The 22,284-nt window shown below is 55.6% G+C and carries 21 protein-coding genes; 6 read left to right on the top strand and 15 right to left on the bottom strand.

Annotated features, from left to right (window positions below):
• Window positions 1-10: 10 nt before the first annotated feature.
• From NR795_RS19635 to NR795_RS19610, 6 genes are all read right to left on the bottom strand, one after another.
• On the bottom strand, window positions 11-1,270 hold the full coding sequence (locus NR795_RS19635) for a hypothetical protein (RefSeq protein WP_257759120.1): 1,260 nt from the start codon (window positions 1,268-1,270) through the stop codon (window positions 11-13).
• 21 nt (window positions 1,271-1,291) lie between these two features.
• Window positions 1,292-3,286 (bottom strand): hypothetical protein, encoded by a 1,995-nt coding sequence (locus NR795_RS19630; protein WP_257759119.1) that lies wholly within the window; start codon window positions 3,284-3,286, stop codon window positions 1,292-1,294.
• A 151-nt stretch (window positions 3,287-3,437) separates the two neighbouring features.
• The gene (locus tag NR795_RS19625; protein ID WP_257759118.1) at window positions 3,438-4,712 is read right to left on the bottom strand and encodes an MFS transporter; all 1,275 of its coding nucleotides are present in this window, start codon (window positions 4,710-4,712) and stop codon (window positions 3,438-3,440) included.
• 43 nt (window positions 4,713-4,755) lie between these two features.
• Window positions 4,756-6,879 (bottom strand): alpha-galactosidase, encoded by a 2,124-nt coding sequence (locus NR795_RS19620; protein WP_257759117.1) that lies wholly within the window; start codon window positions 6,877-6,879, stop codon window positions 4,756-4,758.
• 104 nt (window positions 6,880-6,983) lie between these two features.
• Window positions 6,984-7,979, bottom strand: a complete 996-nt coding sequence (locus tag NR795_RS19615; protein ID WP_257759116.1) for a LacI family DNA-binding transcriptional regulator — start codon at window positions 7,977-7,979, stop codon at window positions 6,984-6,986.
• Between the two features lie 20 nt (window positions 7,980-7,999).
• On the bottom strand, window positions 8,000-8,548 hold the full coding sequence (locus NR795_RS19610; RefSeq protein WP_144818878.1) for a helix-turn-helix domain-containing protein: 549 nt from the start codon (window positions 8,546-8,548) through the stop codon (window positions 8,000-8,002).
• Between the two features lie 115 nt (window positions 8,549-8,663).
• Here NR795_RS19610 and NR795_RS19605 point away from each other — a divergent pair, with 115 nt between their 5' ends.
• A complete protein-coding gene (locus NR795_RS19605) occupies window positions 8,664-9,323 on the top strand; it encodes an AzlC family ABC transporter permease (RefSeq protein WP_144818879.1) in 660 nt (219 codons plus the stop codon).
• Window positions 9,323-9,646, top strand: coding sequence for an AzlD domain-containing protein (locus NR795_RS19600; RefSeq protein ID WP_257759115.1), 324 nt, complete (start codon window positions 9,323-9,325; stop codon window positions 9,644-9,646). Before NR795_RS19605 ends, NR795_RS19600 begins: the two co-directional genes overlap by 1 nt.
• Window positions 9,647-9,684: 38 nt before the next feature.
• Here NR795_RS19600 and NR795_RS19595 read toward each other — a convergent pair whose 3' ends face one another.
• Both NR795_RS19595 and fdhD read right to left on the bottom strand, forming a co-directional pair.
• Window positions 9,685-9,897, bottom strand: coding sequence for a DUF1471 domain-containing protein (locus tag NR795_RS19595; RefSeq protein ID WP_042394493.1), 213 nt, complete (start codon window positions 9,895-9,897; stop codon window positions 9,685-9,687).
• Window positions 9,898-10,025: 128 nt separating this feature from the next.
• The gene (gene fdhD / locus NR795_RS19590) at window positions 10,026-10,850 is read right to left on the bottom strand and encodes a formate dehydrogenase accessory sulfurtransferase FdhD (protein WP_257759112.1); all 825 of its coding nucleotides are present in this window, start codon (window positions 10,848-10,850) and stop codon (window positions 10,026-10,028) included.
• Window positions 10,851-11,040: 190 nt separating this feature from the next.
• Between fdhD and fdnG the strand changes: the two genes are divergently transcribed.
• The 4 genes from fdnG to fdhE are packed head-to-tail and all read left to right on the top strand — an operon-like array spanning window position 11,041 to window position 16,567.
• Window positions 11,041-14,091, top strand: coding sequence for a formate dehydrogenase-N subunit alpha (gene fdnG, locus NR795_RS19585; protein WP_257759111.1), 3,051 nt, complete (start codon window positions 11,041-11,043; stop codon window positions 14,089-14,091).
• Between the two features lie 12 nt (window positions 14,092-14,103).
• Complete coding sequence (gene fdxH, locus NR795_RS19580) at window positions 14,104-15,009, top strand: formate dehydrogenase subunit beta (RefSeq protein ID WP_144818885.1); 906 nt, start codon at window positions 14,104-14,106, stop codon at window positions 15,007-15,009.
• Window positions 15,006-15,641, top strand: a complete 636-nt coding sequence (fdoI, locus tag NR795_RS19575) for a formate dehydrogenase cytochrome b556 subunit (RefSeq protein ID WP_042394479.1) — start codon at window positions 15,006-15,008, stop codon at window positions 15,639-15,641. Before fdxH ends, fdoI begins: the two co-directional genes overlap by 4 nt.
• Window positions 15,638-16,567, top strand: coding sequence for a formate dehydrogenase accessory protein FdhE (gene fdhE / locus NR795_RS19570; protein WP_257759110.1), 930 nt, complete (start codon window positions 15,638-15,640; stop codon window positions 16,565-16,567). Before fdoI ends, fdhE begins: the two co-directional genes overlap by 4 nt.
• Window positions 16,568-16,649: 82 nt before the next feature.
• On the opposite strand, the gene NR795_RS19565 is transcribed toward fdhE, so the two are convergent.
• The 7 genes from NR795_RS19565 to NR795_RS19535 form a co-directional block, all read right to left on the bottom strand.
• Window positions 16,650-17,282 (bottom strand): hypothetical protein, encoded by a 633-nt coding sequence (locus tag NR795_RS19565; protein ID WP_257759109.1) that lies wholly within the window; start codon window positions 17,280-17,282, stop codon window positions 16,650-16,652.
• A gap of 131 nt (window positions 17,283-17,413) precedes the next feature.
• Window positions 17,414-18,355: a fatty acid biosynthesis protein FabY gene (gene fabY, locus NR795_RS19560; protein WP_186370588.1), complete on the bottom strand. Its 942-nt coding sequence runs from the start codon at window positions 18,353-18,355 to the stop codon at window positions 17,414-17,416.
• Between the two features lie 44 nt (window positions 18,356-18,399).
• Entirely contained in the window at window positions 18,400-18,837 is a 438-nt protein-coding gene (gene dtd, locus NR795_RS19555; protein WP_144818893.1) for a D-aminoacyl-tRNA deacylase, read from the bottom strand.
• Complete coding sequence (locus NR795_RS19550) at window positions 18,834-19,706, bottom strand: virulence factor BrkB family protein (protein ID WP_144818895.1); 873 nt, start codon at window positions 19,704-19,706, stop codon at window positions 18,834-18,836. Before NR795_RS19550 ends, dtd begins: the two co-directional genes overlap by 4 nt.
• Window positions 19,700-20,299, bottom strand: coding sequence for a glucose-1-phosphatase (yihX, locus tag NR795_RS19545; protein WP_144818897.1), 600 nt, complete (start codon window positions 20,297-20,299; stop codon window positions 19,700-19,702). Before yihX ends, NR795_RS19550 begins: the two co-directional genes overlap by 7 nt.
• Before the next feature lie 120 nt (window positions 20,300-20,419).
• The gene (locus NR795_RS19540) at window positions 20,420-21,226 is read right to left on the bottom strand and encodes a DeoR/GlpR family DNA-binding transcription regulator (RefSeq protein WP_257759107.1); all 807 of its coding nucleotides are present in this window, start codon (window positions 21,224-21,226) and stop codon (window positions 20,420-20,422) included.
• A gap of 34 nt (window positions 21,227-21,260) precedes the next feature.
• Window positions 21,261-22,157, bottom strand: a complete 897-nt coding sequence (locus NR795_RS19535; RefSeq protein ID WP_257759106.1) for a sugar kinase — start codon at window positions 22,155-22,157, stop codon at window positions 21,261-21,263.
• Window positions 22,158-22,284 lie beyond the last annotated feature (127 nt).

Raw genomic sequence — 22,284 nt, 5'->3', positions numbered from 1 at the left:
ACGTTTGTGCTCAGTCGCTGAGGCGTTGCGCCAGACTTGTCAGCAGCTGCTCCTTATCCGTGACCGCGTATGAGGCATAATATTGCTCTGCGCCCTGGGCGGTGAACATTACTGCTTTTGGCGTATTGGCAATAAAAATACCGCAGGCCTCCAGCCAGCCGGGGGCCTGCTGCAGCAGTTCTGGTGCCATATCGCTGCCGTCCTGTTTGAAGATCAAATACAGCGTTGCCAGGCCGTCACCCAGGCTTCTGAACACCGGAGTGGTACTGATGTGTTGATTGGTCAGTAATGCCTGGCATACTGCCTGCGCCCGTTCTGTCTCTGCTTGCCAGCCATGCTGTCGGCTATCCACGGTCATCGCCAGGGTGGGTAAATACCAGTCAATCTGCTGATATTCTCCGTCGGTGAGTGCCTGAGCGCGTTGATAGAACAGGGGTAAAGGGACATCGCCAGGAATAAACTGTAGATGAGGCGTATTTCTATCGCTGCTGGTTTCCAGCGAGTTTTGTACCAAAATATCCCCAGCCTGGCTGTAGCGGGTTAAATACTCGACCATCGCGGTGAAGTATTGCGTTTTATTCAAAAAATTGTCGCCGGCACGCAGCGCTGACTCATTGGCAAAAACATCATCGTTATACGTTTTTAGCTCAGCGATCGGAGCCTGATTGAAATAGAGCGCGCTATCATCACGCGTTTTGCACAATAAGAGATTATTTCTTTGCTGCTTTTGCTCCGCTCGGTACAGAGTGAAATCTGGCGTGACGATTTTCTGTCCAGCAAAGTAAGGTCGGGTAGGCTCCTGTTCAATAAAAGGCTGGCCGTTTAATGCGATCCTTTTGGGTTGTAATGCGTCATCACGCTGATAGAAGCGAGTGAGAGACGTCAGTTCGGCGTGTAGCTGGGCATGGCGCTCGGCTTTATTTCGGTCATCAATACCCAGCTGGTCCAGCAGGCGTTTTCTCGGCGCCTGAAGCACTTTTTCAGCAAAATTCAGCGCTTTTTGATCGCCAAGCAGGGCTATCATATAGGGCGACATGCCCCCCTCTTCACTGCACCCTGCCAGCGGATGGGTCATTTTCTCAATGCTGCTGGTGCTATTACCCGGCACGACATCCATTTTGATACATTCCCCGGCTGGCCTCTCCTGGGTTAGATGTGCCGTACGGGGTTTATTGCTCTCTTGCTGGAGCGGTATAAATTGGCCGATCGTGGATCGGTAATTATGGTTAATCATATTAGTTATTTCTTTATTGGGGGAGAAAGGGGCCATGATGGCCCCAGGTAAACCGGATCAGGCTGCCAGCCGATCGTTTAACAGACGGTGGGTAATGAAATGCTGCAGTAGCGGCTGCTGCTGCTCTTTGATGCGGTCAAACAGGGTGCTATCGACGTTGGCCCGGAAGTTATGCAGGGCGGAAACGGCCTGGTCCAGATCGTCAATCATGTAGTAGGTGAATAGTGACAGCACCTGATGGGTTTCGGGCTGGCTTGCGCGCAGCGGGAATTGGCTAACATACTCCCGGGCCAACTCTGCCCGGCTGTCAAACAACGCCGTCAGCTTCGGGTCGGCCTTGAGTGCGTTGAGGGACTGAGTTGCCGTTTGGTAAAAGCCCTGAATGTCATGGGTGATATCAATCAGTTTATCCATCGGCAACAGATTATTGGGGCTGTTACTGAACTGGATGTGTGGCAAATCGCGTTTCAGCGGCGCCTTGAACTGTTCGTTGGTGCGTTCCCGCAGTTGGGTTCTGGCTGGAAATGCCCTGTTCTCGGAACAATCGGGCTTCAACTCGGCATTTTGATCGTAGTTCATTAGCAGGGGAACGACAGCGAGCACCGTCTCGGGTAAATCGGCAGAGGAGAGATCCAGTTTAGGGATCTTATCCAGAACTTCGGGTAGGTTATCGTAAGTGGTAAGCTGCTTATTGAATAAAGCCTCGTTGGTAATTTGTAGCCCCTGCCCGCTGAATTTAGCCACGGTTATTTTTTCCAGCGGTTTAAAGGTATTGGCCGTCAGATTTTGCCTTATTTGTGCGTTGAGGATCTCTTTCTGTTCTTTTAATGCTGCGACAAACTGTTGGGGATCGGCATCACGGAATTTGCCCAAGACAAAACGTTGTAATGACGTGAGATGCGAGGCCTGGTCCAGCTCTTCTGCGGTAAGAAAAGGCTGGCACCGGTCGGTACCATGGAAGGTCATTAATTCAGAATCGCGTGATTCCGTTTCGTTTTGGCTGCTTGCAGAGCGGTGATGCGCGATCATTTCAGTACGAATACCCGTTTCAATCGGTGTTGTACTGTCTGGGTTGTGAATAACTACATAGCTCGCCCCCGGAATATGGCTGAACTCTTTTTGCAGATCGTCCATGGTTGGGAATTTAGTTGCCGCTTCGTTTTGGGTAAAACGGATACTTTTTTCGGTATCATAAGGAAACGCGGCCAGGCACTGTTCCGTGTTGGCCCGATCGGTACCGGCGGTACGTGTGGTAATCAGCTTAAACTCGGCAGCATAATTACTGTTGTCAAAGTGATACATCCACTCCCGGTATTTTCCGTCTTCTTTACTGGCCGGATTGTTCATAAAGCGGAAGTTGGACACTCCCGGAATATCGCCTAGCTGATAAGCTGCCTTGAACAGCTGCAGCGGCGTCAGTTTGGCATTTAAACAGCGCGGGTCGGTAATCTGCGATTTGATATTTTGCGCAGCAAAATCCAGTTTCGCGTAGTCGTCCTTTTTAACCGCGTGGTTTGCCATTTTTTCGTCATAGAATTGTTTGAAATCGGCATAGGTTTCCCTGTCGATCTCGCTGGCAGAAACGCCATAGGTTCCCCACTCTTTTAACAGCGTATTAAAAGAGCCTTTCAGATCGTCGTCAACGAGGGAGAGGAGCTCCAGCCGGAGCTGCGCCGTTTTGTCAGTGTCTGATAGCTGTTTATATTGGCTCTTTTCAACCTCGCCTAAATCGGTGATAGCCTGGAATCGGCTAGGCTGCGCAGTACTAAAGCTATACTGGCTAAGAACGGTATTAATCAAGTTCGGATTTTTAATTATCTCCATGGCATTACAGTGGGTGATCTTATCTATAAAATTTATGCCCATTGCCTCCACCGTGGAGAAAGCGACCGGGTTTAGTTTTACACTACTGTTTGTCACTGCTGAGAGCTGATATACCAGCCCTTTGTTTTTATCAATCAAAAAACATTCATTACCACTGTCCGTTTTTGCCTCAACAACGGCGACAGGATAATGAGTTGGCGTCAAATTGGTATTATTAATAACAGGCATACTTTGCATTTTCCCATGATTTTTAAAAGCGCCGTATTTTTTAGCTACCGCTATTTTTTGTCTTTCAAAAATCGATTATGGGATGCGTATCTGCAATGCTATCGGTAAAACCCACCTCTGGTGGGTTTTACCTTTTTAAACACCTTACCGATCAGCGCCTGGCTGGAAGCGGCGTTGTGTCTGAGGTGTTCTCTGTACGCCCTCTGCCGCTCAGCGTAAACGCCGATACCACCGTAATTGCCAGTACAAAGCAGCCCAGCATCAGGTAGGTATCCTGGAAGCCGATCCGGTCATACATATTCCCGGCAAAAGCGGAGAGGAATATCGCCGCGAGCTGCTTAGCAAACTGGAAGCCAATCAGGTAGATAGTGGCAGACAAACGGGTATCAAATACACCGGTAATGTATTTAAAGGCCCCTACCAGCAGGAACGGCACCTCCAGCGCATGCAGCATCTTCAGGGCGACCACCTCAACCACCGTCGTGGCAAACGACGAGCCAATAATACGCGTCGCCATAATCAGTCCGGCAATCAGCAGCGTGTTTTTTGCCCCGATGCGGTTAATGATCCACGGCGAGCAGAACATGATGATAGCGTTGCAGATCTCCCCGGCCGTGGTGGCAAAACCAAAGGCGCGGGTGCCCTCCTGCGGCGTAGCAAAGAAGGATTTGAAGAAGGTGGCAAACTGCTGGTCGAATACGTCATAGACGCAGGCAACGCCCACCACGTAGAGAATAAACAGCCACATTTTGCGCTGGCGGAACAGATTAAATACCGTTTTCGCCGTGATTTGCGGCTGGTTGGCCCCGAGCGCGTTCATCACCTCTGCCGTCTGATTTGGTTTTGGTTTGGCGATAATCAACAGCAGCATCAGCAATAGTGCCGCCGCCGAGCCCATCCAGAATACGTATGATGAGTCGATACCGAACAGGATCCCACCTGTCGAAGCGCAGAGTCCCCAGCCAAGGCAGCCAAACATGCGCGCCTTGCCATATTCGAAGTAGCTGTTGCGGCTTACGCGCTCAATATAGGCTTCGATAGCCCCCGAACCCGCCGAGAAAACAAAGCCAATGTACAGGCCGCCGCTTAATGCCCCCAGCCAGATGCTGGTTTTCAACAACGGGGCGAAAACGTAGAGGAAAAACGGTGCGAATAGAAACAGCAGCACCGCAATGATCCACAGCATGTGTTTTTTCAGCCCCAGCTTGTCCGAAATCACGCCCAGTACGGGCTGGAAAGCGATAGCAGAGAGCGAGATACAGGAGAAGACGATCCCCGTATGGGTTTTATTCAGGCCGATGATATCCGACAGCCAGATCGGCAGGAACGGAAAGCAGGTGGCCATAATGAAGAAGTAGAAAAAGAAAAACAGCCCGAAGATCCAGAAGTTAGGGTTGTCTTTATGGGTACAGGTTGTTGTGCTCATTATTATTATCCTCAGCCTGGGCCGGCTCCCCGGCCCATCACCATTACACCCGTTCGACACCAATCAGGATGGCGCTTTCCGGATCCAGAATCGGCAGTGCAATGCCCGCCTGCATCAACCACTCACCGCTTACCGTCTGCGGGGCTTCCATCCATGCAGGTAGTTTGCGCATGGTATGTCCGCCCTCGCCGGTTAAGCGAATGTCAGGATGATCGAGCAGCGTGATACGGTATTGCGCGCCCGCCTCCAGCCCCGGCATACGCAGCGGCATCATCAGGGTGTAATCTGGCATCTGAAGCTGGCTGACGATAAACAAGCCCTGGCCTCGATCCTGACTCACGACGCCCTGCACCAGCGTAGTGGTATCCGGCATATCCACGCGCCACTGAGTACCCGTGTGGATCACCTCGCGCCACCGCTTGTGCAGCGCGGCGTAATGCCGGTAGCCCTCACGCTCCTGCTGGTCGACGCTGAGCGGATCCAGCTCCAGCCCCATGTGGCCAAACAGCGCCGTCAGCCCGCGAAACGCAATGCTGTGCTGGCGGAAGGTGGCGTGGCATTTATGATGACCGATATGCGCGCCCATCACCTCCGGTGGGAAGAAGTAGCTCATCCCGCGCTGGATGGTATTACGCTCCAGCGCGTCGTTGTTATCGGATGCCCAGAAGCGATGGCAGCGGGTCAGCACCTCGTAGTCAATACGTCCTCCGCCCGAGGAGCAGGACTCAAACTCGACCTGTGGGAAGCGTTGGCCAAGGATATCGAGCAGGCGATAGAACTGGCGCGTTTGCGCATCGGCGGCGGCCTTGCCGTTGTGCCCCGGCTGCACCAGCTCCCGGTTCATGTCCCACTTCACATAGTCCACCGGGTGCTCACCCAGCAGCCAGGAGATACGTTCCAGCAGATATTCGAACGCTGCCGGAATATTCAGATTGAGGACGAACTGATGGCGTCCAGTGGGCTGCGTATATCCCGGCATTGCCAGCACCCAGTCCGGGTGCGTCCGGTAGAGATCGGAGTCCGGGTTGATCATCTCCGGCTCGACCCAGATACCGAACTCCATGCCGAGGTTTTTAACGTGGTTAATCACCGGCATCAGGCCGTTGGGGTACTTTTTCTCATCAAGATACCAGTCACCCAGCGCGGCGTGGTCGTCGTTGCGCCCCTTAAACCAGCCGTCGTCGATAATAAATCGCTCCACGCCCAGCGCTGCCGCTTCGTCCGCCATCCGCATGATGTAGTGCGGATCGTGGTCGAAATAGATCCCTTCCCAGGTATTGAGGTGCACCGGGCGCGGCTTATTTTCCGGGAAGCGGATAACGTTGTCCCGCAAATAGCGGTGGAACTGCTGGCTCATCCCGTTCAGTCCGTTTGCGGAGTAGCTGGCATACAGGCGCGGCGTCCAGAGGGTTTCCCCCTCGGCAACGGCTATCTCTCCCGGCAGGTAGAGCGCTTCGGCCTGCAGATAGCGGCGGCCATCGGTTTTGGCCTCGGCCCGCAGACGGTGATTGCCGCTCCAGCCAAGGTGCACGCCCCACACATCGCCGTGCATTTCACTGAATGCCTGGGTACCGCTAATTAGCCCCGGGAAGTGTTCATGAGAGGTGCGACCGCGACGGTTTTCAATCACGAAGCTGTCATGCTCGAGCTTCACGCGGTGCGGCTGGAATTCGCGGATCCAGCGTCCGTGAAAGGCCATCACCTCTCCGGCACGCTCGGCAATGGGCAGCGTGACGGCAAGGCGATCGACCTGCCACGCCTGCGCCCGCAGATTGGTTAAACCGTGGCATACCACCAGCACGCCGCTGGCGTCGAGGGCAAGCTCACTGACCAGACGCAGGCCAGCATGCTCATCTTCCGCGGTCACGGTGAGGGATTGCCCCTGCTGCTGCACGTGTGTGGTTTTGAATACTGGCGAGCTGTCTAAACCATCGCGATGGCCTTCAATGCCAGGCGTTCCAAACAGACCGTGACCCAGCTCGGCCATCAGCGTGACCGGCGAGTCAACGTCTAGTCTGCCGTTGGCAACCGGGCGAGACAAACTCTCTGCATCCTGCGGCGAAAAGTGGTTAAGGTGCGGGCCCCAGTAAAGAATTTCAGCAAACGGATGCGTTTTCAACACCACGTCTACCGACTTGCTTTCCAGTCGTAAAATCGAATCATGCATCAGACATCTCCTGTCGTCGGGATGTCTTGAGTGTTGATCCGAAACGTTTCGGATACAAACCAAAACGTTTCGGATTTGTGATCGGGTTTAGAGTTTCAGGAGATTTACGCCGTCTGCCCGGCAGAAAAGCCTGGCTGCCACAGCACCTGAAGCTGGGCGATATCCTCGCCGTTAATTAACCGCAGCACCATGTCGGCGATCTGTTTGCCGACGCCCTGACGGGTAGCCTGGATCACCGCCGCCACGTCGACATCCACGATGCTGTCCTGCGGCAGACCGTCGTAAACCACCAGCGAAACGGCATTATCGCCGGTTAATCGGCCAAGCTGGGACAGGGCCATCGCCACCCCATCGCCGTGGGTATTGCAGTCGGTAAGAATGGCCGTTGGAGGCGATGCCAGCGAGAGCAGATCCCGCGTCGTGGTATAGCCTGCACGCCGTGAAGGCGGCATGGTGCGCAGCCATTCGCTGGACAGCCCCGCTTCGGCCAGGGCATCAAGGTAGCCCTGGCGGCGTTGGGTGATAAAAGCCTGAGAATTATTTTCGCCCAGCAGGGCAATACGCTGATGGCCCTTATCAATCAGCCAGCGCGTGGCGTGATACATCCCGGCGTAGTTGTCGAAGTCAAACCACGCATACGGCAGCGGCAGCTGGCTGCGGCCCAGCGCCAGGAAAGGAAAACCGATACTCTGAAGCTGCTCAAGGCGCGGATCGTGGTCAAGCGTATGGGCTACGATCAGCGCATCCACGCGGCGGCTCTGTACCATGCGCATATAGCTGTGCTTATCGGCCAGATCGTCGTCGGCAATGAGCAGCAAATCAATCTCATGCCGCGCAAGCTCGTGGCTAATTTCGCCGACCATCTCCATAAATACGCTGTTATTGAGCGGAACCGGATGCACCGGGAAAACCAGCCCAACGGCGTCGATTTTGCCCATCTTCAGACGGCGGGCAAAGGTATTCGGACGATAGCCGCGGCGCTGTGCTTCCGCTTCAACCCGGGCACGCGTCTCTTTGGAGACATCATCATACCCGTTGAGTGCACGGCTAACGGTGGTAACGGACAGCCCCAGTTCTTTGGCAATGGCTTTAAGCGACATGTTTTTCCGTGTCTTGCTGTTTAATTTTGTTCCGCAACCAGAAGCGCATGCGTATCCGGCTCAAGCGCTTTAAAGATATGCGGCCGATCGGCGGGATAGCAGATGTAATCCCCTTCCCCCAGCTCTTCCGGCGCGTCGGTCAGCCCCACGAGCGCCCGACCCTGGGTCACAATGATGTGCTCCACCGATCCCGGCGGATGAGGCTGGGAGATGCGATCCGCGCCTGGCTGGGTCAGCAGTAAATAGATATCACGCCGCGCGCCCGGTGGACAGGCGGCCAGTAAAATTGCCTCATAGTTCGCCTGCCCGGCAACCACCTTCGTTCCCTCTCCCCGGCGAATTACCTGCGTCGCGGGCTGCTGCGGCTCCAGCAGACGGGCGAAAGGAATGTCCAGCGCCACGCACAGCGACCAGAGCGTCTCCAGGCTCGGGTTGCCGTTGCCTGACTCTAGCTGAGAGAGCGTGGATTTGGCGATCCCGGCCCGGCGCGCAATTTCTGCCAGGGAAAGTCCGGTTCGCAGACGTTCTCGCACTAAACTTTTAGCGATCACACTAATCGGCTGCGTCATATAACGGCCCTTGCTCTATATATCGAACGAATCGTTCATCTTGTAAAACGATCTGGATGCGTTCATTATAATGGATATTCGTTCGATATGGCTAAACCAATACGGCTAAAACAGTATGAAACATCATCTCTCTTGCCTGAAAGGCGACACGATAAAGGCGATCGTTCTGGTCTGCCTGGCGGTGGGTATTGTCGGCATGTCCTACGGTTCGCTGGCAATGGCGTACGGCTTCCCGATCTGGGTACCCTTTGTGCTCTCTATTACCGTGCTGGCGGGCGCGTCTGAATTTATGTTCATCGGCATCGTTGCCAGCGGCGGTAATCCGCTGGCCGCCGCCGCCGCTGGTTTACTGGTTAATGCCCGCCATGTGCCGTTTGGCGTGACGGTGCGCGACCTGGTCGGCAAGCGCGGTGCCAGCCTGCTCGGCTGCCATATCATGAATGACGAAAGCGTGGTGTTTGGCCTGTCGCAGAAAACGCCTGAACAGCGTAAAGCCGCCTACTGGTTGTGCGGATTAGGGGTGGCGATTATCTGGCCGCTTGGCGCACTGCTGGGTGCGGTAGTGGGTAAACTGCTGCCCGATCCAGAGACCATCGGCCTGGATGCGGTCTTCCCGGCTATTTTGCTGGCGTTAGTGGTACCGGCTTTTAAAAATCGCACCACGCTTATTCGCGCCTGTAGCGGTGCAGCGTTATCACTTGCCGCCGTACCCTTTGCGCCGGTAGGTTTACCGGTCCTGCTCTCTCTGCTCGGCCTGGCCGCAAGGAAAAAATAGTGGAAAACATGACGGTATTTATTCTCGGCATCGTCCTGTTATCAGCAGGTACCTATTTGATGCGCCTGGGCGGAGCCAAACTCGGTAGCCAGCTGGCCCTCTCTGAACGTTCGCAGGCATTGCTTTCCGATGCGGCCACCGTGCTGCTGTTTTCCGTGGCGCTGGCAACCACCTTTTACGAAGGGGATCATTTCGCCGGTATGGCGCGGGTGATCGGCGTCGCCTTTGCCGTATTCCTGGCCTGGCGTAAGATGCCGTTAATTGTGGTGATCGTGGCGGCAGCGGTGGTGACGGCGCTGCTGCGGCTGGCGGGCGTGGCATAAAAAAAGCGCCCGTAGGCGCTCTTTCAACGATGAAGATGTTATTTGGTCAACTCAGCGGTCATGTGTACATAGTTACCTGAGTAAGCCTGGGTAATTTTGTAAGATGACGCGCCAGCCTGCTCGGCCTGAGCGGCGATTTTTGCTTCCGCACCGGAGAGCGTAGTGTCAGTCGCGGAGACGGACTGGGCAGCAAAAGAACCGAAGGAAGCGGCAAGAGCGATAACTGCAACAAAAGTTTTGATGTTTTTCATGATGGTTACCCTTTAATTAAGTTGTTTGGATAAGGCGTGTCGCCTTGATGTGATAAATAATAGACCGGTTCATCACCAACTAAAAGTAAAGGGATTTGCTTACTACATTCAAATTTTTTGAATGTTCATTATGCGCCCACCAACCGCTGTGGATGGGTATAGATCGTTGCCCTGCCAGGCTTGCAAAAACCCACCAGCGTCAGGTTGCAGCGTTCGGCAACTTCGACCGCTAACGTTGTAGCCGCCGAGACCGCAAACAGAATTTCCACGCCGCACATGGCCGACTTCTGCACCATCTCATAGCTCGCCCGGCTGGAGACCAGCGCCGCCCCCTGCTGCCAGCCAGCGCCTTCCCGGGCGCGATGGCCCAGCAGTTTATCCAGCGCCACGTGCCTGCCGACATCCTCGTGCCCGCCCATCAGCTCGCCATCGGCCGCAATCCACGCCGCAGCATGGGTACAGCCGGTAAGCTGGCCGACCGGCTGGACGCTGCTCAGCTGGCGAAGCGCCCGATCCAGATTCGCCAGATCGAACGTCTGGGTAAAAGGCAGCGGGGTAACCGGCTTGCCGATATCATTAAGCTGCTCCACGCCACATACGCCGCAGCCGGTACGGCCCGCCAGCGCCCGACGACGCTCTTTCAGTCCCATAAAGCGGCGGCTGGAGAGCTCAATCTGCACCTCCAGACCGTTACAGGAGGGCACCACGTCCATCCCGTAGATCTCCGCCGGAGCGTCGATGATGCCTTCCGAAAGAGAGAACCCAATGGCGAACTCGCTGAGGTCCTTCGGCGAGGCCATCATCACCACGTGTGAAATCCCGTTGTAGACCAGCGCGACGGGCACCTCTTCCGCCACGCTGTCCGGCTGAGGATGCTGTAAATCTTCACGTTTCCACAGCGTCACCTGGCGGCACCCTGTGATATCGGTCGACTTTTTAGGAGTAGAGAGCATTTTATTGTTCACTTTTTGTTAACTGTATGGGAACAGGCCTGGTGACATTGTGGTATTCTGGCGGCAATTCCTCCAGGGCGAGGAGGACCATTCTATTCTGAACCTTTACGGCCATGCCCGCAAAGCGTAAAGACTCGAGATCACCATTCGAGACAATGTCGACATAAATAAAAAAGTAAGGAGCGACCCCATGCAGGTCAGCAGAAGGCAGTTCTTTAAGATCTGTGCTGGCGGTATGGCAGGTACAACGGCAGCCGCACTGGGCTTTGCACCCAGCGTCGCGCTGGCGGAAACACGGCAGTATAAGCTGCTGCGCACCCGCGAAACACGTAACACCTGTACGTACTGCTCCGTTGGCTGCGGGCTATTAATGTATAGCCTTGGCGACGGTGCAAAAAATGCCAAATCATCCATCTTCCATATTGAAGGGGATCCGGATCATCCGGTGAACCGCGGTGCGCTGTGTCCAAAAGGGGCCGGTCTGGTGGACTTTATCCACTCCGAAAGCCGCCTGAAATACCCGGAATACCGCGCGCCAGGTTCTGATAAATGGCAGCGTATCAGTTGGGATGAGGCGTTCGATCGCATCGCCAAACTGATGAAAGAGGACCGCGACGCCAACTATATCGCGCAGAATGAGCAGGGCGTGACCGTTAACCGCTGGCTCTCTACCGGTATGCTGTGCGCCTCTGCGGCCAGCAATGAAACCGGCTATTTATCCCAGAAATTTACCCGCGCACTCGGCATGTTAGCCGTCGACAACCAGGCGCGTGTCTGACACGGACCAACGGTAGCAAGTCTTGCTCCAACATTTGGTCGCGGTGCGATGACCAACCACTGGGTCGACATGAAGAACGCCAACCTCATCGTCGTGATGGGTGGGAACGCGGCAGAAGCGCATCCGGTGGGTTTCCGCTGGGCGATGGAAGCCAAGATCCACAATGGCGCGAAGCTGATTGTCGTCGATCCGCGCTTTACGCGAACCGCCTCGGTCGCGGATTTCTATGCGCCTATTCGTTCTGGTACTGACATCGCCTTCCTGTCAGGCGTCATGCTGTACCTGCTGAATAACGAAAAATATAACCGTGAATATACCGAAGCCTATACCAACGCCAGCCTGATCGTGCGGGAAGATTTCGGCTTTGATGACGGTCTGTTTACCGGCTATGACCCGGATAAGCGCAAGTATGACAAAGCCAGCTGGAACTATGAGCTGGATGAAAACGGCTATGCGAAACGCGACATGACGTTGACGCATCCTCGCTGCGTATGGAACCTGCTGAAAAAGCATCTGGCTCGCTATACGCCTGAGGTTGTGGAAAACATCTGCGGTACGCCAAAAGCCGACTTCCTGAAGGTCTGCGAATACATCGCCGAAACCAGCGCCCACGATAAGACCGCGTCGTTCCTCTACGCGCTCGGCTGGACGCAGCACTCGGTCGGTGCGCAGAACATTCGTACCATGGCGATGATCCAGCTGCTGCTCGGCAACATGGGGATGGCAGGCGGCGGCGTTAACGCCCTGCGCGGTCACTCCAACATTCAGGGTCTGACCGACCTTGGCCTGCTGACCCAGAGTCTGCCGGGCTACATGACGCTGCCGAACGATAAGCAGAACGATCTGGAAACCTACTTCGCCGGCAACACCACCAAGCCGCTGCTGGAAGGCCAGGTTAACTACTGGAGCAACTACCCGAAATTCTTCGTGTCGATGATGAAAGCCTTCTACGGCGACAAAGCGACGGCGGAGAACAGCTGGGGCTTTGACTGGCTGCCGAAGTGGGATAAAGGCTACGACGTCCTGCAGTATTTCGACATGATGGCGAAAAACGAGGTGACGGGTTACATCTGCCAGGGCTTTAACCCGGTGGCATCGTTCCCGAACAAAAACAAGGTTGTCTCGTCGCTGTCGAAGCTGAAGTTCCTGGTCACTATCGATCCGCTCAGTACCGAGACCTCGACCTTCTGGCAGAACCACGGCGAGCAGAACGACGTTGATTCATCGAAAATCCAGACTGAAGTGTTCCGTCTGCCATCAACCTGCTTTGCGGAAGAGGACGGCTCTATCGTCAACTCCGGGCGCTGGTTGCAGTGGCACTGGAAAGGTCAGGACGCTCCGGGCGAAGCGCTGAACGACGGCGAGATCCTGGCGGGTATCTTCCTGCGCCTGCGTAAGATGTACGCGGCCGAGGGCGGTGCGAACCCGGACCAGGTTCTGAACATGTCCTGGAACTACACCACGCCAGAGAACCCTTCCCCACAGGAAGTGGCGATGGAGAGCAACGGCAAAGCGCTGGAAGATATCATCGACCCGGCGAGCGGCAAGGTGCTGGCGAAGAAGGGCGATCAGCTCTCCTCCTTTGCCCATCTGCGTGATGACGGTACCACCTCCAGCGGCTGCTGGATCTTTGCCGGTAGCTGGACGCCGGACGGTAACCAGATGGCGCGCCGTGACAACGCCGATCCGTCAGGGCTGGGGAATACCCTTGGCTGGGCATGGGCGTGGCCGCTGAACCGCCGCATCCTCTATAACCGCGCCTCGGCGGACCCGCAGGGTAAACCGTGGGATCCGAAACGCCAGCTGCTCTCCTATGCCAATGGTAAATGGGTAGGGGCTGATATTCCGGACTACAACACCGCGCCTCCGGGTAGCAACGTTGGGCCGTTTATCATGCTGCAAGAGGGCGTCGGACGTCTGTTCGCGATCGATAAGATGGCGGAAGGACCGTTCCCGGAGCACTACGAGCCGTTTGAGACGCCGCTGGGTACCAACCCGCTGCATCCGAATGTGATCTCTAACCCGGCCGCTCGCGTGTTCAAAGATGATATGGACGCGATGGGTAAAGCGGATAAGTTCCCGTACGTCGGGACCACTTACCGCCTGACCGAGCATTTCCACTACTGGACCAAGCACGCGCTGTTGAACTCGATTGCGCAGCCAGAGCAGTTTGTGGAGATCGGCGAGAAGCTGGCGGGCAAGCTGGGCATTGCCCAGGGCGATACGGTGAAGGTCTCCTCTAACCGCGGCTATATCAAGGCCAAAGCGGTGGTGACCAAACGTATTCGCACCCTGAACGTGCACGGCCAGGAAGTCGACACCATCGGGATACCTATCCACTGGGGTTATGAAGGCGTGGCGAAGAAGGGCTTTATTGCCAATACGCTGACGCCGGTTGTTGGTGATGCGAACACGCAGACGCCGGAGTTCAAGGCGTTCCTCGTGAACGTGGAAAAGGTGTAACGGAGACGACCTATGGCTTATCAATCGCAAGACATTATTCGTCGTTCCGCGACTAACAGCTTTACCCCCGCGCCTCAGGCGCGGGATCACCAGCTCGAGGTGGCGAAGCTCATCGACGTGACCACCTGTATCGGCTGTAAAGCCTGTCAGGTGGCCTGTTCCGAGTGGAACGACATCCGTGATGACGTGGGTCATAACGTCGGGGTATATGATAATCCGGCGGATCTGACGGCCAAATCCTGGACGGTGATGCGCTTCTCGGAAGTCGAGCAGAACGACAAACTGGAGTGGCTGATCCGTAAGGATGGCTGCATGCACTGTGCCGATCCTGGCTGTCTGAAGGCCTGTCCGTCTGAAGGGGCAATCATTCAGTACGCTAACGGCATCGTCGACTTCCAGTCTGAGCAGTGCATCGGCTGCGGCTACTGCATCGCTGGCTGTCCGTTCGACGTTCCGCGCCTGAACCCGGAAGATAACCGCGTCTACAAATGCACCCTGTGCGTGGATCGCGTGACCGTCGGCCAGGAGCCAGCCTGCGTGAAGACCTGCCCAACCGGCGCTATCCACTTTGGTTCCAAAGAGGATATGAAAACGCTGGCGGGCGAGCGCGTCAATGAGCTGAAAACCCGTGGTTACGATAATGCAGGCCTGTACGATCCGGCAGGCGTTGGCGGTACGCACGTGATGTACGTGCTGCACCATGCCGACAAGCCGAATCTCTATCATGGCCTGCCGGAAAACCCGGAGATCAGCGCCACCGTGAAGTTCTGGAAAGGTATCTGGAAACCGCTCGCCGCCGTTGGCTTTGCGGCGACCTTTGCCGCCAGCGTCTTCCACTACGTGGGCGTCGGGCCAAACCGCGCTGACGATGATGAAGACAATCTTCACGACAAAAAAGATGATGAGGTGCGCAAATGAGAAAACGTGACACCATCGTGCGCTATACCGCGCCGGAACGCATCAACCACTGGGTCACCGCCTTCTGCTTCGTGCTGGCGTCGGTGAGCGGGCTGGGGTTTTTCTTCCCCTCCTTTAACTGGTTGATGAATATTCTCGGCACGCCGCAGCTGGCGCGGATCCTCCACCCCTTCGTTGGGGTGGTGATGTTTGCCTCGTTTATCATCATGTTTTTCCGCTACTGGCACCACAACCTGATCAACCGGGACGATATCTTCTGGGCGAAAAACATCCAGAAAATCATCGTTAACGAAGAGGTTGGCGACACCGGGCGCTATAACTTTGGTCAGAAGTGCGTCTTCTGGGCAGCGATTATTCTGCTGGTGCTGCTGCTGGTCAGCGGAATTATCATGTGGCGTCCGTGGCTCGCGCCTTACTTCTCCATCCCAACAATCCGCCTGGCGATCATGCTGCATTCATTTGCCGCAGTTGGGCTAATTGTGGTTATTATGGTGCATATCTACGCCGCCCTCTGGGTAAAAGGCACGATTACCGCCATGGTAGAAGGATGGGTAACGAAAACCTGGGCGGAGAGACATCACCCGCGCTGGTATCGTGAAGTCCGGAGCAAATCGGAAAAAGAGGCTGAATGAGTATTCGCATAATCCCGCAAGATGCGTTGGAGAAAGGCGAGAAACGTGCGGCGGAAGCCATTCCGCCGTTGCTGTTTCCCCGGCTGAAAAATCTCTATAACCGTCGAGCAGAACGCCTGCGCACGCTGGCCGAGAGCAATCCGCTGGGTGACTATCTGCGCTTCGCCGCGCTGGTGGCCCATGCCCAGGAGGTGGTGCTGTACGATCATCCATTAACCATGGATTTGACCGCACGCATCAAAGAGGCTGCTGACCAGGGCAAGCCGCCGCTGGATATTCACGTCCTGCCACGCGACACCCACTGGCACAAGCTGCTGCACTCTCTGATTGCCGAGCTGAAACCAGAGATGAGCGGCCAGGCGCTGGCGGTGATTGAGAATCTGGAGAAGGCTTCGACTCAGGAGCTGGAAGAGATGGCGAGCGCCCTGTTCGCCAGCAACTTCGCGACGGTGAGCAGCGATAAGTCGCCGTTCATCTGGGCGGCGCTGTCGCTCTACTGGGCGCAAATGGCCAGCCTGATCCCGGGTAAAGCCCGCGCCGAGTACGGTGAGCAGCGTCAGTTCTGTCCGGTCTGCGGCTCAATGCCGGTGTCCAGCATCGTGCAGATTGGTACCTCACAGGGGCTGCGCTATCTGCACTGCAACCTGTGTGAAACCGAGTGGCACGTGGTACGCGTGAAGTGCAGCAACTGCGAGCAAACCCGCGATCTGCATTACTGGTCGCTGGACAACGAGCAGGCTTCGGTCAAAGCAGAGAGCTGCGGCGACTGCGGTACCTACCTGAAGATTTTGTATCAGGAAAAAGATCCGAACGTCGAGCCGGTGGCAGACGATCTGGCCTCGCTGGTGCTGGACGCGCGCATGGAGCAGGAGGGCTTCGCCCGCAGCTCCATCAACCCGTTCCTGTTCCCGGGTGAAGGGGAGTAGTCCTCTTTAACAATGCCGGGCGGCGCGACGCTTGCCCGGCATTCTCAATAAAAACGCATGGGTTATTTTTGGGTGCACGGTTTTAATTGTTCTTATCGAGCCAGGACTTAATAGTGCTTAAATGCGCCATTACCGCATCATACTGCACATCAGTATCGATATTATTGTTGCCAAATATACAGAAATCTTTATCTGCAACAGAATGATGTAATAGCGCGTGCGCGTTTTTTTTATCCTCAGCGCTGGTATTGAAATTGCTAAGATATTGCAGGGCGGTGGTGACCTTACGCATCCCCTTTTGAGCGTTCACGGCATCGCGATCTGCACATGCCAGAATAGCATCCAGATGCCCACTGAGTTGATTCATTGTTATATTCACCTGTTTGGGCGAGCTCATAAAACCGATCATCTCCGGCGGTAATGCTGGCTTTGTTATACCCTGCGTTTCAGTGGCAGACGCTGCGGATTTTTCAGAACGTTCAGCAGCGTCGAGGGCGCGAAACATGTACTTACCCCCTCTCAACGCTGTCAGCTGATCGTTATATTTCTGCGCTTTTTTCAGTTCGTAACGAACCTCACTATTATTAACTTTCTCGAGTTTTTTTATCAGCTTACTCTGCATTCTTATATTCTTCGTATCGTCTTTTAACGCCAGCTCAACGTTGGCACTGGTGCTATTCAGTAAATACGCTTTCAAATAAGTCACTGTTTTCATAATCTTCCCCAAAATGGATAATATTGCGATCGCATTATAAAAACAGGTCGGGGCAGCAATACTCTAAAGTGATTTTTATATTTTGCCGATAAAATAGATCGTTTCCGGCGCATGACGCGCCGGGATTGCCGTTACTCCTCCTCGTTACCGCCCTCTTCGTACGAACCGAAGGGTTTCGCTGGCAGCACGATAAAGATGCCTTCAAAAATGGCGCCGGCGACGTCGTTGCCGAACAGCTCAACCTGCAGCTGCACGCGAGCTTTGCGGCCGCGGGCCAGACGGTCGAGATCGCCGCTGAGCGAACCCAGGTCGGCAATCGCGCTGGGTCTGCCGGTGACAGGGTGGCTGTAGCGAATATGGGCGTCAGCGAGAATAATGGTGCCGCCGAGGTGACGCTCGCGCAGCATCAGCCAGATCAGCCCCCAGCCGGTCAGCGTGGCGAGAGAGAAAAGACTCCCGGCAAACAGCGTATTGTGTGGATTCTGGTTACCCGTCTCCGGCATGGTCGTAATAAACTTCTGCCCGGTATACTGCTGAATGCGCACGCCCATCTTCTCGCTGAGCGGAATGTGCTGATACCAGGCCTGCTGTAACTGCCCACACCAGTCGCCGCGATGCAGAATATCGTCCAGCGAGGCGATGGGTTTCATCATGAGAAAGTGGCGCAGCGGTGTGGTTTGCGGGGCGGTGATCTCACCTTCGTTGACAAACCCAAGCTTGGCAAAAAACTCAACGGCGTCCTCGCGGGCGCTACAGGTGACTCGCTTAACCCCCTCCTGGCGCGCCACCGACTCCAGGGTCATGGCCATCAGCGTGCCGAGCCCTTTATCCTGCACGTCAGGGTGCACGGCCATAAAGCGAATCGAGCCTTCGTTGTCGGCGTTGATATACAGCCGCCCAACGGCAACCAGCTGGCCCTCTTCATCCAGCACCATCTGATGATGCGCCATCGCATCCCAGGCATCGCGCTCGGAGCCGCGCGGCTGATGAAGGGGCTTACGCAGCATTTCCCAACGAAACGCGTAGTAGCGCTCTAACTCTGCTTCGGTTTGCGGTACGCGAAGATGATACATAGCAGCACTCTCTCTTGTGACCTGGGGCCAGGCTAACTGTTGGCTCATACTTGCAGCCAGAAGGTAACCGGACCGTCGTTGACTAGCGAAACCTGCATATCGGCAGCGAACTGCCCAGTTTGCGTAACGATCTCCTGCTGGCGGCAGCGCTCGACAAAGTAGTCATACAGCGCTTCGGCGCGATCCGGGGCTGCGCCCCGAGAGAAACCCGGACGCATGCCGCGCTCGGTATCCGCTGCCAGCGTAAACTGCGATACCACCAGCACGCTGCCACCGGCCTGCTGAACGTTGAGGTTCATCTTGCCGTCGGCATCGCTGAAGATACGGTAGCCTAATACGCGTTCGCAAAGACGGTTCGCTTTTTGCTCATCGTCCTCTTTTTCGACACCTAACAGCACCAAAAGTCCGGGGCCAATTTCACCCGTCACGTTACCTTCCACGGTCACGCTGGCACGGGAAACACGCTGAATTAATGCAATCATGGTTGGTCTAATGTCTCTTGCTCTGCGGCTAATTTGAGTTTGCGGTACTCCCCGAGAGTGACAGTTATTTCTGCACCAAGCAAGACGATACACCAGGTCCAGTAGACCCAGACAAAGAGAATGGGCACCACCGCCAGCACGCCGTAGATGAGCTGGTAGGAGGGAAACATGGTGATATAGAGCGCGAACGCCTTTTTCCCCAGCTCAAAGAGCAGCGCGGCCACCAGCGCGCCAACGACGGCATCGCGGTTGGGCACGCGAGTGGTCGGCACGATGCTGTAGAGCAGCCAGAACGAGAGCCACGACAGGATCAGCGGAAAGATACGCAGGACGTGATCGATCACGCTATTCAGATCGGTTGCCCAGCGCAGCGAGAGCAGATAGGAGCTAATCGCCAGGCTTGCCCCCGCCAGCAGCGGCCCCAGGGTCAGGATCATCCAGTAGACGGCAAAGGAGTAGACTTTTGGCCGCGCCCGCTTGCTACGCCAGATGGTATTCAGGGCGCTATCAATGGCATACATCAGCAGCAGCGCGGTGACAATCAGGCCGCACGCCCCTACCGCCGTCATTTTGCTGGAGTTAGCAACAAACTGTTCGATATAGCGCTGAATGATATCGCCGGTTGATGGCAGGAAATTGGCAAAAACAAAGTGCCGCAGCTGCATGCTGACGTCATTAAACATCGGAAATGCGGCGAAAAGCGCAAAAATTACCGCCACCAGCGGTACCAGTGAAAGCAGCGAAACGTAGGCGAGATTACCCGCCAACGTCGTCATATTGTCTTCGTCGATGCGCTGCCAGAGCAGCCGGAGCCACGCCCACAGCGGGCGGGCATGGTGGCTGGCTTTATGATGAACGGTTTTTAGCATAGCTGTTTTGCAAAGTAGTTCGGTATCGTCTCTTTTCCGGTCACCAGAATTGAGGTAATACCTAACTGATTAGCTCCCTCTATATTATCGTCATTATCGTCAAAAAAGACCGCATCCTCGGCCGAGAAACCCTCTTCCTGCAACACCGCCTGGTAGATACGCGCCTCGGGCTTACGCATCCCCATCTCCTGGGAGAGGTAGATCTTATCCGCTGCGGCGCGCACTTCAGGATACTGCTCTGGCCAGAAGGTGGTGTGCAGGCGGTTGGTATTGGAGAGCACCACCACACGGTGCCCCTGCGCACGCAGCTTATGCATGATGTCGATCACCTCCGGACGCAGCCCGACAAACACCGCCTGCCAGCCGTGGGAGAACTGCTCATAACTCAGCGGTAGCGACATCTCCAGACACAGCGCCTCGGCAAAATCTTCATCCGACAGCTCGCCCCGCTCGTGGCGGTGAAACGCCTCTCCCATGGTAAAGCTCTGCTTCAGCGTCGCCAGTGGGATCCGGCTGAGATCGCTCCATGCGCCCAGCACGCGATTAAAGTCGATATCAACAATCACGTTACCTAAATCAAAGATATAGAGCATGTTTCTCTCCTTGCTTGCCGTGGAAAAATAACTGTAGCGGGAAAGATACGCTTTGGCTATGCGTTAGCGTCAGCCTGAAAGGGGGCAGGCTCCCTCAGGAAGAGAGCCTGTAGAGTAGATTTAAAGCGGGGCCTGGCTCGCCTGCTCGTCAGCCATGACGTCTACCGTCTCTACCTGGCTTGCTTTAAGCAGTTTTTGTAGCACCGGGCCGGGAAGCTCATCGGTAAAGAGCGCCGTTACCTGCGAGACGTTGCCGATCTCAACGGCAGCAGAGGCGTGGTATTTCGTATGATCGGCAGCCAGCAGAATATGACGCGAATGCGCCATCATTGCCTTCACTACGCTGGCCTCGTTCACGTCAAACTCCATCATTGCGCCGTCGGTTTCGACCGCGCCTACGCTGGTGACCAGATAGTCAGCCCGGAAGCCGGAGACGAATGCCGTGGCAGCAGGCCCGATAATACCGCCGTTGTGGGAGCGCAGCGTACCGCCGGGTACCATCACCTCAAGGCGGGGATTTTTATACAGAATATGCGCCACGCGCAGGCTATTGGTGATAATACGCAGATGATTATGGTTAAGTAACGCACGTGCAACATGCTCGACGGTAGTGCCGATGGTAATAAATATCGTCGATCCATCTGGGATATAGTCGGCAATGGCCTCACCAATGGCACGCTTCTCCTCCGTCAGCGACACTTCCCGCTGCTCAAACGCGGTATTCACCACGCTGGAAGCGCGCCCCGCTCCGCCGTGATGACGGGTGATCAGCCCCTGCTCGCTAAGCTTGCGGATGTCGCGGCGCACGGTTTGCGTAGAGACCGCTAACAGCTGCGCCAGTTCGTCAATATTCATGTAGCCACGATCGGCGATCAGCGTCAGCAGGCGATCGTGCCGCGGGTTGCCGGTCAGTTCGGTAAGGCTCATGGATTGTCCTCGAAAAACCATTACGTTTCGCATTCTATACAAAAAGGGACAAAAAAGAGCGGGTTTGATCACAGTCAGGGATCCCTGCACGTCCACCGGGCCGGGTGCATTTTAACGCGGCAACGGCACTGGCAAAACGTACCGCCTCGGCAGAGGCGTCATGCTGCGCCAGGCTTACCGCCAGCGCGCCGTGAAAAACATCTCCCGCCCCGGTGGTATCCACGACCTCTACCTTAAAACCTGGCTGATGGCATACGCGGTCACCTTCCAGCCAGACGCACCCTTCTGCGCCCTGAGTAACATAAACGCGACCCTTTGTGAGCATTTGTGCGCGTTTAAGAGCGGCAACGGTCTCCCTCTCCTGGGTCAGGCGTTGCAGGCCCGGCGCAGAGAAGGCGACATGATCGCTTAAGGCCACCAGGTCAGCGATATTTTGCGGGGTCACATCCGCGTCCAGCAGCGTAGTCACCCCCTGCTGCCGGGCCAGCGTAAACGCGCGCTTAGCTCCCTCGTGCCAGCGCACGTCCGCGAGTACCGTGTCCCAGCGGGAGAAGTCGATAGCGTCAAGCCAGTCCGCCGACTCTGGCAGATCGGGGCTGGGGTAGTTAGCAATGATCCGCTCTCCCTTTCCATCAACCAGCACCGCCGACTGGGATGAGCGTGCGCCCGGCACAACCCGGGTATAGCGTGTATTTACCCCCAGGGCGTCCAGCTCCGACAGCAGTCTCCTCCCCGTATCGTCATCCCCCACGCGGCCAATAAAATCCACCTCCGCGCCCAGCTTTGCCGCTGCCACCGCTGCCGTTGCGGCTGGCCCGCCTCCCACTTCCGTATAGTCATGCGCCACATACTTTCCCCCTTCGACAGGTAAATCAGCGAGATACCAGATGCGATCCAGTACGGTAATACCGATACAGGCTATTCGAGCCATAGTGAGTTTCTCCTGTTTTCTGATAGTGACATTTTAATTTGACCAAATGTTTAAAAAGTGACCCATGTCTATTTTTTGACTTTAAATTACAAATACGATCAAAAACAGACAACACAAACGCGCAGAA

The organism is Pseudescherichia sp. L3, assembly GCF_024656065.1.
In the GTDB taxonomy this organism is placed as follows: domain Bacteria; phylum Pseudomonadota; class Gammaproteobacteria; order Enterobacterales; family Enterobacteriaceae; genus Pseudescherichia.
The sequence above is the reverse complement of the archived record's forward strand: the minus strand, read 5'-3'. Positions and strand labels throughout refer to the sequence as shown.

What these genes read in the sequence shown, in the direction of transcription:
- NR795_RS19635 (WP_257759120.1), bottom strand. Translation starts at nt 1,270, where the DNA reads ATGGCCCCTTTCTCCCCCAATAAAGAAATAACTAATATGATTAACCAT.
- NR795_RS19630 (WP_257759119.1), bottom strand. Translation starts at nt 3,286, where the DNA reads ATGCCTGTTATTAATAATACCAATTTGACGCCAACTCATTATCCTGTC.
- NR795_RS19625 (WP_257759118.1), bottom strand. Translation starts at nt 4,712, where the DNA reads ATGAGCACAACAACCTGTACCCATAAAGACAACCCTAACTTCTGGATC.
- NR795_RS19620 (WP_257759117.1), bottom strand. Translation starts at nt 6,879, where the DNA reads ATGCATGATTCGATTTTACGACTGGAAAGCAAGTCGGTAGACGTGGTG.
- NR795_RS19615 (WP_257759116.1), bottom strand. Translation starts at nt 7,979, where the DNA reads ATGTCGCTTAAAGCCATTGCCAAAGAACTGGGGCTGTCCGTTACCACC.
- NR795_RS19610 (WP_144818878.1), bottom strand. Translation starts at nt 8,548, where the DNA reads ATGACGCAGCCGATTAGTGTGATCGCTAAAAGTTTAGTGCGAGAACGT.
- NR795_RS19605 (WP_144818879.1), top strand. Translation starts at nt 8,664, where the DNA reads ATGAAACATCATCTCTCTTGCCTGAAAGGCGACACGATAAAGGCGATC.
- NR795_RS19595 (WP_042394493.1), bottom strand. Translation starts at nt 9,897, where the DNA reads ATGAAAAACATCAAAACTTTTGTTGCAGTTATCGCTCTTGCCGCTTCC.
- fdhD (WP_257759112.1), bottom strand. Translation starts at nt 10,850, where the DNA reads ATGCTCTCTACTCCTAAAAAGTCGACCGATATCACAGGGTGCCGCCAG.
- fdxH (WP_144818885.1), top strand. Translation starts at nt 14,104, where the DNA reads ATGGCTTATCAATCGCAAGACATTATTCGTCGTTCCGCGACTAACAGC.
- fdoI (WP_042394479.1), top strand. Translation starts at nt 15,006, where the DNA reads ATGAGAAAACGTGACACCATCGTGCGCTATACCGCGCCGGAACGCATC.
- fdhE (WP_257759110.1), top strand. Translation starts at nt 15,638, where the DNA reads ATGAGTATTCGCATAATCCCGCAAGATGCGTTGGAGAAAGGCGAGAAA.
- NR795_RS19565 (WP_257759109.1), bottom strand. Translation starts at nt 17,282, where the DNA reads ATGAAAACAGTGACTTATTTGAAAGCGTATTTACTGAATAGCACCAGT.
- fabY (WP_186370588.1), bottom strand. Translation starts at nt 18,355, where the DNA reads ATGTATCATCTTCGCGTACCGCAAACCGAAGCAGAGTTAGAGCGCTAC.
- dtd (WP_144818893.1), bottom strand. Translation starts at nt 18,837, where the DNA reads ATGATTGCATTAATTCAGCGTGTTTCCCGTGCCAGCGTGACCGTGGAA.
- NR795_RS19550 (WP_144818895.1), bottom strand. Translation starts at nt 19,706, where the DNA reads ATGCTAAAAACCGTTCATCATAAAGCCAGCCACCATGCCCGCCCGCTG.
- yihX (WP_144818897.1), bottom strand. Translation starts at nt 20,299, where the DNA reads ATGCTCTATATCTTTGATTTAGGTAACGTGATTGTTGATATCGACTTT.
- NR795_RS19540 (WP_257759107.1), bottom strand. Translation starts at nt 21,226, where the DNA reads ATGAGCCTTACCGAACTGACCGGCAACCCGCGGCACGATCGCCTGCTG.
- NR795_RS19535 (WP_257759106.1), bottom strand. Translation starts at nt 22,157, where the DNA reads ATGGCTCGAATAGCCTGTATCGGTATTACCGTACTGGATCGCATCTGG.